This window comes from Paralimibaculum aggregatum, from assembly GCF_030270585.1.
Classification (GTDB): domain Bacteria; phylum Pseudomonadota; class Alphaproteobacteria; order Rhodobacterales; family Rhodobacteraceae; genus Thermohalobaculum; species Thermohalobaculum aggregatum.
On sequence record NZ_BSYI01000075.1, the window covers coordinates 1 to 12028 of the forward strand.

14 protein-coding genes are annotated in these 12028 nt (G+C 72.0%); 9 read left to right on the forward strand and 5 right to left on the reverse strand.

What is annotated here, in order from left to right; translation table 11 throughout:
• Together QSJ97_RS23705 and QSJ97_RS23710 are read left to right on the forward strand one after the other, a co-directional pair.
• Positions 1 to 450 (forward strand): anti-sigma factor (locus QSJ97_RS23705; protein WP_285674930.1); only part of this gene is annotated, 450 nt, incomplete at its 5' end.
• An 83-nt stretch (positions 451 to 533) separates the two neighbouring features.
• Positions 534 to 1493 carry an acetyl-CoA carboxylase carboxyltransferase subunit alpha gene (locus QSJ97_RS23710; RefSeq protein ID WP_285674932.1) on the forward strand — a complete coding sequence of 320 codons (960 nt, stop codon included), beginning with the start codon at positions 534 to 536 and terminating at the stop codon, positions 1491 to 1493.
• Positions 1494 to 1524: 31 nt separating this feature from the next.
• Here QSJ97_RS23710 and QSJ97_RS23715 read toward each other — a convergent pair whose 3' ends face one another.
• Positions 1525 to 1980, reverse strand: coding sequence for an aggregation factor core (locus tag QSJ97_RS23715; RefSeq protein WP_285674934.1), 456 nt, complete (start codon positions 1978 to 1980; stop codon positions 1525 to 1527).
• A gap of 179 nt (positions 1981 to 2159) precedes the next feature.
• Positions 2160 to 2486, reverse strand: a complete 327-nt coding sequence (locus QSJ97_RS23720; protein WP_285674936.1) for a DUF1476 domain-containing protein — start codon at positions 2484 to 2486, stop codon at positions 2160 to 2162.
• An 810-nt stretch (positions 2487 to 3296) separates the two neighbouring features.
• Here QSJ97_RS23720 and purC point away from each other — a divergent pair.
• The 5 genes from purC to QSJ97_RS23745 all read left to right on the forward strand — a co-directional run bounded on the left by purC (position 3297) and on the right by QSJ97_RS23745 (position 6884).
• The gene (purC, locus tag QSJ97_RS23725; protein WP_285674938.1) at positions 3297 to 4061 is read left to right on the forward strand and encodes a phosphoribosylaminoimidazolesuccinocarboxamide synthase; all 765 of its coding nucleotides are present in this window, start codon (positions 3297 to 3299) and stop codon (positions 4059 to 4061) included.
• Positions 4062 to 4476: 415 nt separating this feature from the next.
• Positions 4477 to 5058: a 5-formyltetrahydrofolate cyclo-ligase gene (locus QSJ97_RS23730; RefSeq protein WP_285674940.1), complete on the forward strand. Its 582-nt coding sequence runs from the start codon at positions 4477 to 4479 to the stop codon at positions 5056 to 5058.
• Positions 5055 to 5582 (forward strand): GNAT family N-acetyltransferase, encoded by a 528-nt coding sequence (locus QSJ97_RS23735; protein WP_285674941.1) that lies wholly within the window; start codon positions 5055 to 5057, stop codon positions 5580 to 5582. The genes QSJ97_RS23730 and QSJ97_RS23735 overlap by 4 nt, the downstream gene beginning before the upstream one ends.
• Before the next feature lie 51 nt (positions 5583 to 5633).
• Complete coding sequence (locus tag QSJ97_RS23740; RefSeq protein WP_285674942.1) at positions 5634 to 6458, forward strand: TIGR00282 family metallophosphoesterase; 825 nt, start codon at positions 5634 to 5636, stop codon at positions 6456 to 6458.
• A 12-nt stretch (positions 6459 to 6470) separates the two neighbouring features.
• On the forward strand, positions 6471 to 6884 hold the full coding sequence (locus QSJ97_RS23745; RefSeq protein WP_285674943.1) for a DUF1801 domain-containing protein: 414 nt from the start codon (positions 6471 to 6473) through the stop codon (positions 6882 to 6884).
• A gap of 57 nt (positions 6885 to 6941) precedes the next feature.
• Here QSJ97_RS23745 and QSJ97_RS23750 read toward each other — a convergent pair whose 3' ends face one another.
• The 3 genes from QSJ97_RS23750 to QSJ97_RS23760 form a co-directional block, all read right to left on the reverse strand.
• Positions 6942 to 7319 carry a hypothetical protein gene (locus tag QSJ97_RS23750; RefSeq protein ID WP_285674945.1) on the reverse strand — a complete coding sequence of 126 codons (378 nt, stop codon included), beginning with the start codon at positions 7317 to 7319 and terminating at the stop codon, positions 6942 to 6944.
• 153 nt (positions 7320 to 7472) lie between these two features.
• Positions 7473 to 8360, reverse strand: coding sequence for a class I SAM-dependent methyltransferase (locus tag QSJ97_RS23755; protein WP_285674947.1), 888 nt, complete (start codon positions 8358 to 8360; stop codon positions 7473 to 7475).
• Positions 8361 to 8388: 28 nt separating this feature from the next.
• On the reverse strand, positions 8389 to 9135 hold the full coding sequence (locus tag QSJ97_RS23760; RefSeq protein WP_285674948.1) for a YebC/PmpR family DNA-binding transcriptional regulator: 747 nt from the start codon (positions 9133 to 9135) through the stop codon (positions 8389 to 8391).
• Between the two features lie 336 nt (positions 9136 to 9471).
• On the opposite strand from QSJ97_RS23760, the gene QSJ97_RS23765 reads away from it, so the two are divergent.
• Together QSJ97_RS23765 and QSJ97_RS23770 are read left to right on the forward strand one after the other, a co-directional pair.
• Positions 9472 to 10032 (forward strand): PEP-CTERM sorting domain-containing protein, encoded by a 561-nt coding sequence (locus tag QSJ97_RS23765; RefSeq protein WP_285674950.1) that lies wholly within the window; start codon positions 9472 to 9474, stop codon positions 10030 to 10032.
• A 201-nt stretch (positions 10033 to 10233) separates the two neighbouring features.
• Positions 10234 to 12028: caspase family protein (locus tag QSJ97_RS23770; RefSeq protein WP_285674952.1), on the forward strand; the 1795-nt coding region annotated here is incomplete at its 3' end.

Below are 12028 nucleotides of genomic sequence, written 5' to 3' on the forward strand. Positions count from 1 at the left end.
ACGGAGGGCGAGGCGCGCCAGCCGGTCCGCGGCAGCCTGGTCACGCTCGGCGCGCTGGCCGCCTCGCTGCTGCTCGCGGTGGCGCTCGCGGTCTCGCTGACCTGGCAGCCGGCGCCGCAGGTGGTGGCGGTGCTGCTCGACGATGCCGGCCAGCCCTTCGCCCTGGTCGAGGGCGCCGAGGACAACACCACCCGGATCACCGTGCTCGGCGAGGCCGAGGTTCCGGACGGCCGCGTGCTGCAGGTCTGGACCAAGCCCGGCCCGGACCGGCCTCCGGTCTCGCTCGGCACCGTCGCGCGGGCCGTGGGCGCGACGCTCGGCGCGCGCGGCCTGCCGCCGCCGACCGCCGGCCAGCTCTACGAGATCACCCTCGAGGTGCAGGGCGGCTCGCCGACCGGGCTGCCCACCGGCCCGATCCTCGGCAAGGGGCTGGCGCGCGTGCCGAAATGAGCGCCCGCGGGGGCGCTTCGCCGGCTGCGTCTTGCGCTCGCGCCCCCGGCTGCCCTATCTGAGCCGCGACACCGGGAGGCGGCATGGCGAATTATCTCGACTTCGAAAAGGGCCTGGCGGAGCTGCAGGGCAAGGCGGAGGAGCTGCGCGCGCTGGCGCGGCAGAGCCCCGAGCTCGACGTGGCCGGGGAGGCGGAGGCGCTCGACGCCCGCGCCACCGCGATGCTGGCCGAGCTCTACGAAGACCTCACGCCCTGGCGCAAATGCCAGGTCGCGCGGCATCCCGAGCGGCCGCATGCGAGCGACTATGTCGAGGCGCTGTTCACCGAATACACCCCGCTGGCGGGCGACCGGAACTTTGCCGAGGACCACGCGGTGATCGGCGGGCTGGCGCGGTTCGGTGACCGGCCGGTGGTGGTGGTCGGCCACGAGAAGGGGCGCGACACCAAGACGCGGCTCGAGCGCAACTTCGGCATGGCCCGGCCCGAGGGCTATCGCAAGGCGGTGCGGCTGATGCAGCTTGCCGACCGTTTCGGCCTGCCGGTGGTGACGCTGGTCGACACCCCCGGCGCCTATCCCGGCAAGGGCGCCGAGGAGCGCGGCCAGGCCGAGGCGATCGCGCGGGCGACGCAGATGTGCCTCGCGCTGCGGGTGCCGCTGGTGACGGTGGTGATCGGCGAGGGCGGCTCCGGCGGCGCGGTGGCCTTCGCCACGGCGAACCGGGTGGTGATGCTGGAACATGCGGTCTATTCGGTGATCTCGCCGGAGGGCTGCGCCTCGATCCTGTGGAAGAACGCCGAGAAGATGCGCGAGGCCGCCACGGCGCTGCGCCTCACCGCGCAGGATCTGCTGCGCCTCGGGGTCTGCGACGAGGTGGTCGAGGAGCCCGTCGGCGGCGCGCAGCGCGACCCCAAGGCCGCCATCGCGGCGGTGGGCGCGGCGCTCGAGACCGCGCTCGAAGAGCTCGGCAAGCTCGGGCCGGAGGCGGTGCGCAAGGCGCGGCGGGAGAAGTTCGTGGCGATGGGCTCGCACGGGCTTTCCTGAGCTCGGTGGCGCCGGCCTGCCGGCGCGGCGCTCAGGAGAGGCAGAGCGCCCGGGCGATCGCCTCGGCGCCGGCGTCGAAGGTGCCCGTATGGGTCTCCGCCGCGCCGTCCTGCGCGAAGCTGACCGAGAGCCCGGCGCCCTCGATCTCGGTGCCGCTGACGCTGGTGCCGGCAAGGCCCGAGACCCGGTCGTCCATGTCGATGGTGAAGGCGAAGCGCTGGCCCGGCGCGAAGCTCGTGAAATCCAGCGCCAGCGCCTCGGCACCGTCCGGCACCTGCGGCTCGGCGGCGAGGCGCACCGGCCCGCCATGGGCGAAGAAGGCGGTGGCGGCGCTGCGGCCCGGGCCGCCGGGGGCGGTGTCGAAGATCAGCCGCCCGGCCGAGCCCGGCAGCGCGATCGCCACCCGCAGGATCTGCCAGCCCGGCGGTGAGAGGTTCTCGACCGCGAAGAAATCCGGCGATGTCTCGTGGAAGCGCACCCGCGCCATCGGCCCGCAGGCCGGCGGCAGCCCGTCTGCCCGGGCGGGCGGCGCCGGGACGGCGGCGAACTGGGCGAGGATCAGCAGCGCGGCAGAGATCGCCCCGGCAAGGCGCGGGGGAGGCGGGCCCTTCGGCCCGCCGCGCCGCCGCGCCCGGCCAGGCGGGGCGGCCGGTTCTGGCAGCTGGCTCAGCCGTGTTCCTCCAGCAGCGCCGCCTTGGCCTCGCTGAGCAGGGTGCGCATCTTGGCGCGCAGCTCCGCCTCGGGAACCGCGATGCCGCGGCTGGCGAAATCGCCGGAGACCTTGCGGTAGACATCCTCGTCCCCGGCCTCCTCGAAATCCGACTTGATGACCTCGCGGGCATAGGCATCGGCCTTGCTCCCGGTGAGGCCCATCATCTCCGCCGCCCAGAGGCCTAGGAGCCGGTTGCGTCGCGCCTCGGCGCGGAACTGCATCTCGGCGTCATGGGCAAACTTCGCCTCGAACGCCTTCTCGCGATTGTCGAACGTGGTCATCTCTGGCCTTTCGCATGCTGAGCGATTCTTCCCGCCCCGAGTGTCTACCCCGACCGCCCCCCTGCGCAATTGCTTCAGATCAATGACCTGTGCGAGGGCGATGATTTCCCAAGTAAACCGAGCTAGCGCGCTGTCGGGGGAAATCAAAGACGGCTGACATGATCCGCGCGCCCGCCAGTATCCCTGCGGTTGCGGGCCCGGTTTCCGCACCCGCTATTGCGACGACATGGGGTGCCGTTGACGGCAGTGCGGCCGGCGCGCGCGCGTTGGTCTCCGGCTATTCGGGCCTCGCGGGGTTCGCGTGCCATGGCGGCGACGGGAAAAGGGGGCGACTGCGCCGAATGGGGCGGGGCTGCGCGAGCCCGGTGCCGCGTTCCACCCGGCCGGTCTCCACGGCGACCATTCGTGGGGCCGCAGCGGGCATTCGGCCGGCAACCCCATGCGCGACGGCGCCGGCCGCGGGGAGGCGCCGAGCGCCGGGGTGCTCGCGCTGCTCGTGTCCGGCCGTTCGGCGGGCCGCGCGGTCCTCGGCCGGGCCGTACCGCGCAAGCGCGGCGAGATCGCGCCATGGCGCAGCCCGAGCGGCCCGAGCGGCCCCGCCCCGCCGGCGCCGCGGGCCATCCCTGCCACATGCCCGGCCCTCGGATGCGCCGCCGGCCGCGGCGCCGCCGTTCGCGCGCCTGTGCCGCAGGGCCGCGGCGTGGCAGTATTTCCCGGCGCCACCTTGGCAAGCGGCGCGGCGCTACCTATAGACACACGATGCGGCTGCGGGACCCTCCCGCGGCCCGGAGCTTCATGGAGTTGGCCCAGATGGCGCGGCGCAGGCTGGTCTACGAAGGCAAGGCGAAGATCCTCTACGAGGGGCCCGAGCCCGGCACCTACGTGCAGTATTTCAAGGACGACGCCACGGCGTTCAACGCCGAGAAATTCGACGTGATCGACGGCAAGGGGGTGCTGAACAACCGCATCTCCGAGCACATCATGACCGCGCTCACCGGGATCGGCATCCCGAATCATTTCATCCGCCGCATCAACATGCGCGAGCAGCTGATCCGCGCCTGCGAGATCATCCCGCTCGAGGTGGTGGTGCGCAATGTCGCGGCCGGCTCGCTCTCCAAGCGCCTCGGCATCGACGAGGGCACGGCGCTGCCGCGGCCGATCATCGAGTTCTACTACAAGGACGACAAGCTCGGCGATCCGATGGTCACCGAGGAGCACATCGTCGCCTTCAACTGGGCGGCGCAGCAGGACATCGACGACATCATCTCGCTGGCGCTCCGGGTCAACGACTTCCTCTCCGGGCTGTTCCTCGGGGTCGGGATCAAGCTGGTGGACTTCAAGGTCGAGACCGGGCGGATCTGGGACGGCGACTTCCAGCGGATCATCCTGGCCGACGAGATCAGCCCGGATTCCTGCCGGCTCTGGGACGTGAAGACCGGGCAGAAGCTCGACAAGGACGTGTTCCGCCGCGATCTCGGCTCGCTGACGGATGCCTATTCCGAGGTGGCGCGCCGGCTCGGCATCCTCCCCGAGGGCGGCAAGGGCGGCAAGGCGGGGCCGAAGCTGGTTCACTGAGCCCCTGAAGGCTCTGCAGTGGCGCTGCGGGCGCGCTGCGGGGACACTGAGGAGGCCGGCCTCGGGGGGCATCGAGCCCCCCTCGGCCGCGGCCGGCGCCGGGCGCCGGCCGGGCGCCCGGTGGCCGGCGGCGGGGAAATCCGCTCCACGGGGCTTTCATGCGGCGCGCCGGCGGACTATCTCTCTGCGCGGCGGGTGCTGTCCTTCGCGTGCGAGGCCAGAATCCTGGTGGCCATAAATCTCTCGCGGGAGCTGGCTCTGTGCTTGGCCCTGGCCTTGCGCATCCGGCGCCCACCTGGTTGTCCAGGCTCGCGAGGATCTGACGCCTTCACGGTCGCGACGGGCCCGCCGCTTTTCGCCCGCGCGATGCCGCCGCCCGGCTTGACCGGCTGCCGGCGGCATGGCTTCTGGGCGCATGAGCGAGGAACTCACCGCCGCCAAGGCCGCCGCCCGCAGGACCGCCTATGCCGCCCGCAAGGCGGCGCATGCCGATCCCGGCAGGCGCGCCGCCGCCGCCAGGGACGCCGCGACGCGGTTCCTCGGCGCGGGGCTTGTCTCCCCGGGCGAGATCGTCGCCGGTTATCGCCCGATCCGCACCGAGATCGACCCGACCGGGCTGATGCAGGCGCTTGCCGGCCGCGGCCATCGGCTTTGCGTGCCGGTGATCGAGGGCGAGGGGCTGCCGCTCGCCTTCCGCGAATGGCACCCGGGCTGCGCCATGGAGACGGGGGCCTTCGGGGCGGAGATCCCGGCCGCCGGGGACTGGCTGGAGCCGACGCTGCTGATCGCGCCGCTGGTGGCCTTCGACCGGGGCTGCTGGCGGCTCGGCTATGGCGGGGGGTTCTACGACCGCACGCTGGCGCTGCTCGGCAGCCGCCGGCCGACCCGCGCGGTGGGGTTCGCCTATGCCGCCCAGGCGCTCGACGCGGTGCCGCGGGAGGCCACCGACCAGCGCCTCCACGCGGTGGTGACCGAGCGCGAGGTGATCCGGCCGTGAGCGCCGCCGGGAGCAGGCCCGGGCGCGGCGGGCCGGGCGAGCTCGCGATCCGGACCGCCGCGCCCGGCGATGCCGATGCGCTCTGGGCGATGCTGGAGCCGGAGATCCGCGCCGGCGAGACCTATGCGCTGCCCCGCGGAATGAGCCGTGCCGATGCGCTGGGCTTCTGGTGCGGTGCGCCGCATGACGCCTTCGTGGCGGAACGCGGGGGGCAGCCGCTCGGCACCTATTTCCTGCGGCCCAACAAGAAGGGCGGCGGCGACCATGTGGCCAATGCCGGCTATCTCACCGCGGCGGCGGCGCGGGGGCAGGGGGTGGCGCGGGCGATGCTGGCCCATTCGCTCGACACGGCGCGGGACCGGGGCTTCCGCGCCATGCAGTTCAACTTCGTGATCGCGACCAACACCCGCGCCATCGCCACCTGGGAGCGCGCCGGCTTTGCCGTGGTCGGGCGGCTGCCGGCGGCCTTCCGCCACCCGCGCGAGGGGCTGGTGGATGCGCTGGTGATGCACCGGGCGCTCTGATGCCGCCGGCGGCTCTTGCCCTGCGGCCCGGCGCGGCCTAGAGGGGGCGCCATGCGTATTCTCTTTCTCGGCGACATTGTAGGGCGCGCAGGGCGCATGGCGGTGATCGAACGGCTGCCCGGCCTGCGCTCGACGGAACGGCTCGATTTCGTGATCGTGAACGCGGAGAACGCCGCCGCGGGCTACGGGCTGACCGCGAGCATCGCGCAGGAGCTCTTTGCCGCCGGGGCCGATGTGCTGACCCTCGGCGACCATGCCTTCGACCAGAAGGAGATGCTGACCGCCATCGAGGGCGAGCCGCGGCTGCTGCGCCCGCTGAACTTCGCGCGCACCGCGCCGGGGCGCGGCGCGGCGGTCTACGAGGCGACCCGCGGGCGCAAGGTGCTGGTGGCGGTGGCGCTCGGCCGGGTCTTCATGAGCCGGCCCTATGACGATCCGTTCAGCGCGCTCGACCAGGTGCTGCGCACGCATCCCGTCGGCGGCGCCTGCCAGGCGGCGGTGGTGGAGATCCATGCCGAGGCGACCTCGGAGAAGATGGCCACCGGGCACTGGTGCGACGGGCGCGCCTCGCTGGTGGTCGGCACCCATACCCATGTGCCCACGGCGGACACGATGATCCTCGGCCGCGGCACCGCCTACCAGACCGATGCGGGCATGTGCGGCGCGTATGACAGCGTGATCGGCATGGACAAGCTCGAGCCGATGAAGCGCTTCATCACCGGCATGGGGGCGGGGCGCTTCACCCCGGCGGAGGCGCCGGCGACGCTTTCCGGCGTGATCGTCGAGACCGACGACGCCACCGGGCTCGCGCGTTCGGTGCGGGCGCTGCGCCTCGGCGGCGCGCTCGAGACGGGGGCGGTCGCGGCGGCCGGCTGAAGGAGGGCGGCGATGGCGGAGGAGGCGGGCATGCCCGGCGAGGTGGCGGCCTTTCTCGCGGCGGTCGAGCCCGAGACCCGGCGCGCCGATGCCCTCAGCCTGCTGGGCCTGATGCAGGCGGCGGCGGGCGAGGCGCCGGCGCTCTGGCCGGGCGGCATCGTCGGCTTCGGCATCTATGCCTATACCTATGCGAGCGGCCATTCCGGCCGCTCCTTCCTCACCGGTTTCGCCCCGCGCAAGCGCGCGCTGACGCTCTACATCATGCCGGGCTTCGCGGAGATGGAGGACCTGCTGGCGCGGCTCGGCCGCCATACCCGGGCGAAATCCTGCCTGCATCTCGGCCGGCTCGCGGATGTCGATGCGGCGGTGCTGGGCACGCTCGTGGCGCGCTCGGTCGAAATCATGCGGGCGCGCCACGGCGGCTGAGCCGGCGCCGCAGCGGCCCGCCGCGGCGCCGATGCCGGTCCGCCGCGGGTGCCGGCGCTATTTCCCGTCGTAGGCGGCGGCGGCGCGGGTGACCCGGCAGGTGCCGTCCTCGCCGATGTCGTAATACAGCGTCAGCGCCCTTCCGCTCGCCGCGCTCTCGATCAGGAGGGTGACCAGCGGCGCCACCAGGAGCTGGCCGGCGGTGATCCCCCGGCGTTCGCGGAAATGCTCCGGATCGACGATCATCGCGGTGCAGGGGGTGATCTGCTGGCGCGGCTGCACGACAACCAGCGGCGGGTCGATGTCGAGCGCGCCGATCCTGAAATTCTTGGTGATCTCGCGGGTCTCTTCCTGCGCCGCGGCGCCCGAGGCAAGCGCGAGCGCGGTGAGCGCTGCGGTTAGTGCCGCCCCGATGCGGGCCGTCGTCCGGGTCATGTCGATCTCCACTGGCTGTTCACGCGTCCGTCAGCTTAGAGGCCATGGATACCCTGTCAACCGGCGTCCATTGCCCGGAACTATATTTGATTTTCAAGTAATTCTTGCTCGGTCGCCTCGATGATTCGATGAAGTTCGAGTGATTTCGGCAGATCAGGCGGGTTTCTGCCAGAGGCCGGCGGCATGGTAGGAGATGCCGTCCCGCTCGATGCGCCGGTCCCGGTCGATGACCCGCGCCGCGACCTGCTCGATGCCCGGCGCCATCGCGAGATGCAGGCTCGCCATGCAGAGCAGGCAGCCGCCGATGGGGGTCAGGTCCATGCCGGTGTGCCTCGCGGCGGATGTCCGGATCAGGTGGCTCTGCGGGGCTTCGGAAGGGTCCAGGAAGGCCATCGCGACGCTCTCGAACGGCAGGCGGTAGCGCGGCCTTGCGATCCGGCCGGGCAGGTGCCGGGCGATGTCGGCGAGGGCCTGGCGCACCTTCCGGGTGTGGGACCAGGGCCATTGCAGCCGCCGGGGGCCGACATAGTCGTTGATCAGCAGCCAGCCTCCGGGCCGCAGCGCGGCAACGCTCCATGCGATCGCGCGGTCGACATCCGCCATGTGGTGGAGCGAATGATCCCAATAGACAAGGTCATAGGCCGGATGCGCCATCTCGAAGGCATCGCCGAGAACGCAGTCCACCCGGTCGGACAGGCCCTCGGCCAGGGCATCCGCCCGTGCCCGGTCGAGGGCAACCGCGGAGATCTCGAACAGGCGCATCCTGCGCACCACGCCGGCCTCGAGGAGGCGCCGTTCCTTGACACCCCTGCCGCAGCCGATCGAGATGCCGAGGCCCAGCTCACGGCCGCAAAGGCGCGTCAGGACCGCGTCGGTGAGCCCGGGTGCCGTCTGCCCCCCCCCCGCAATGGCCTCGCCCACCCGGCGGTCAACATACCGTTGCAGCACCGGCACGCTCCACCACCCGCGCGAGAGGGTCGCAAAGGAGGCATTCCAGTACCTTTCCGAACGGCTCCGGGAAAACGCCTCCAATGCACGCATCTGAAATCTCGCTGGCTGAAAGGCCCGGTCAGGAGGCGAGCTTCTCCATCACCTCGTCGGACATGTCGAAATTCGCGGTGACGGTCTGCACGTCGTCATCGTCCTCGAGGGCGGCGAGCAGCTTCATCAGGGTGGAGCCGGCGGCCTCGTCGACCGGGGTCAGGGTCTGCGGCTTCCAGATCAGCTTGGTGCTCTCGGCCTCGCCGAGCGCCGCTTCGAGCGCGCTCGAGGCCTCCGCGAGATCCGCCGCCTCGGTGTAGATCACATGCCCGTCCTCGGTGCTCTCGACATCATCGGCGCCGGCCTCGAGGGCGGCCTCCATCACCGTGTCGGCATCGCCGGCGCTGGCGGGATAGACGATCTCGCCCTTGCGGTCGAACATGAAGCTCACCGCGCCGGTCTCGGCGAGGTTGCCGCCATGCTTGGTGAAGGTCGAGCGCACGTTGGAGGCGGTGCGGTTGCGGTTGTCGGTCAGCGCCTCGACGATCATCGCGACGCCGCCGGGGCCATAGCCCTCGTAGCGGATCTCGTCGTAGCTCTCGGCATCGCCGCCCAGCGATTTCTTGATGGCGCGGTCGATCACGTCCTTCGGCACCGAGTTCGACTTCGCCTCCTTCACCGCGAGGCGCAGGCGCGGGTTCTTTTCCGGGTCCGGGTCGCCCATCTTGGCGGCTACGGTGATCTCCTTGGCGAGCTTGGAGAAGAGCTTGGAGCGGGCCGCATCCTGCCGCCCCTTGCGATGCTGGATGTTCGCCCATTTGGAATGGCCGGCCATGGGAACCTCGTCGAAGCTGGCTTGTGTTTGCTCCGCTCTTAAAGCGCAGGCCGGCGGGTGACAAGGCGAGCGGGCGCCGGCTCCGGGATTCGGCGGCAGCCGGGCCTGTGCCGCCGTGATCGGCGGGGCTCGGCGGCTTGTTCCGAAGTGGTACAGGGCGGCTGCGAAACTACCTCTGCGTGTCATATTTGTGCCGAATGCGCAAAAATTCCGTCAAATGTTTTTGACATGCCGGAGGGGCAATGATACGAATTGGCTATGCTTTGCAGGGAGTAGGGTCCGATGCGCAATTCGTTTTTGAGTGCAGTTTTCGCTGCATGTCTGATAGCCGCGCCCATGGCCGCCAGTGCGGTGGTGGTAAGCTCCGGGGTCTCGACCACCGGCGAGCCGCTCCTCCCGGAAACCGGCAGCTCCGTCGGCACCGGGGCGTCCAATCTCAACATCGACGATGTGATCACCACCTTCGGCCTCAACGAGGCGGCGAACGCGACCGTCGAGTCGGAGGCGACCGGCGAGCTGGACGTCTTCCTGGCCTTCGAGTTCCAGAACGACACGATCAATCCGCTCGATTTCTTCCTGAGCTACGCGACGAACCCGAGCGGCACCTTCGCCAATCTCGATGTCCGTCTGGCCGAGGACAGTGCCGGAACGATCGGCGTGATCTCGCTCTCGCCCAATGACGGCACGACCGGCACGCTCGTGACCACCATCGGTGCCGGCGTGTCCCGGTTCCTCGTGGTGAGCTACGACAGCAACCTGGCCGCGGCGGATGCGATCACGCTGCGGATCTCGACCAACGTCACCGACACCAACGTGCCCCTGCCGGCCGCGCTTCCGCTGCTGCTGGTGGGTCTGGCGGGCGTCGGTTTCGTCGCGCGGCGTCGCGCCGCCGCCTGACCGGGCGGCACCGCGCCGCAGAGGCGGCGCAAGGCAGGGCGAGCCCCGTTGCCGCGGGGCTCCTGTTCTGGGCGGCGAGGGAGCCGGTGGCCGAGCGTGATCGTTGCGGCGTCGGCGGCTTGGCTGTACCCTTACGTCATGTTTCGCTCCGTCCGATTGCTTGCGGCTGCAGCGGCCCTTGGCTGTTTAGCCGCGGCCGCCGTGGCCGCGGAGCGTGTTGCGCTGGTGATCGGCAACGGCGCCTATGCCCATGCACCGGGGCTCGCCAATCCGGAAAATGACGCCGCCGCGCTCGCCGGGCGCCTCGGCGAACTGGGCTTCGCAGTCACGCGGATCGGCGATGCCGGCTTCGACGAGATGCGCCGGGCGCTGTTCGAGTTCCGCGGCGCGGCCGCGGAGGCCGAGGTTGCGGTGGTCTACTTCGCCGGCCACGGGCTCGAGGTGAAACAGCGCAACTTCCTGCTGCCGGTGGATGCCGACCCGCAGGAGCCCACCGATCTCGAATTCCAGGCCCTGCCGCTCTCGCTGCTGCGGGCGGCGGCGCGTCCGGCCTCCCGGCTCAGCCTCGTGATCCTCGATGCCTGCCGCGACAATCCCTTTGCCCTGCGCATGCAGGCCCGCGCCGGCACGCGCAATCTCGGCATCGGCCGCGGGCTCACCGAGGCGGCGAGCGCTGGCCGCAACGAGCTCGTCGCCTTCGCCGCGCGTGCCGGCACCATGGCGCTCGACGGCAGCGGGGCGAACTCGCCCTATGCGGCGGCGCTGGTGGCGCGGCTCGGCGAGCCGGGGCTGGAGATCGGCAAGCTGTTCAGGCAGGTCCGCGACGATGTGGTGGCGGCCACCCGCGGGCGCCAGGAGCCGGCGCTCTACGGCGCGCTCTCGGGGGAGGACCATTATCTCAACCCGCCGCTGCCCGGGCCGGGGCCCGCAGCCGCTGCGGCGGAGGAGGGCGGCGCGCAGTCCGCCCGCATGGTGGAGGCGGCCTTCGTCAGCGCGCTCGCCGGCAGCACCGATCCGGCAGACTACCAGGAGTATCTGGCGCGCTATCCTGAGGGCTTCTTTGCCGGTGTCGCGCAGCGCCGGCTGGAGGCGCTCGGCGCTGCGGCCGGGGCGGGGGAGGAGACCGCTGCGGCGGCGCCCGCGCCAGATCCCGCTCCTGCTCCGGTAGCCGGGGGCCCCGCGGAGGGGGATGGCCCGGGCACCGATCCCGCGGCGCTCGCCGCCCTCACCGGCGCGGCCGAGCCCGAAGCGGTGGCAGGGCCCGCGCCCGCCCGAACGCCGGAGCCAGAACCCGAGCCCGCGCCAGAGCCCGTCGCGGAGCCCGGCTTCGATCTGAGCCCGGAACAGATCCGCGAGGCCCAGGCCCGGCTCAACATCCTCGGTCTCGATGCCGGCATGCCCGACGGGGTGCTCGACCGGCAGACCCTCGATGCGGTGGCGGTCTTCCAGGTCCGCAAGCGGCTGGCGCGCACCGGCAGGCTCGACCGCGGCACCTTCGCGGTGCTGCAGCGGGATTTCCTCTCCTCGCGCAAGCTCGACGCCTATCTCGCGACCCTGCCGCCGCTTCCCGAGCCGGAGCCCGCGCCGACCCCGGAACCGGTCGCGGCGCCTGCGCCCGGGCCTGCCCCCGCATCCGGAGCGGCGATCGCCCGCCGCAGCCCGGCGCCTGAGGTTGGTGCGGAAGCCGGTGCCGAGGCCGCCGGGCCCGTGCCGCCGGAGGCCGCCGCGGAGACCCCGCCGGCGCCGCCCGAAGGACCGGCGATCGCCCGCACCGAGCCCGCGCCGCGCTATGCGACGACGCGGGTCAACCTCCGCGCCGGGCCATCGACGGGCCATCCGGTGGTCGGCGCGCTCCGCCGCGGCGAGGCGGTGACGCTGGTCGGCCGCGTCGAGGGTGGGCCCTGGACCCAGGTCCGCCGCGGGGGCGCGACGGTCTTCGTGCATGGCGGCTATCTCTCCGAGACTGCGCCCGCCGCGCCGCGCCGGGCCAGCACGG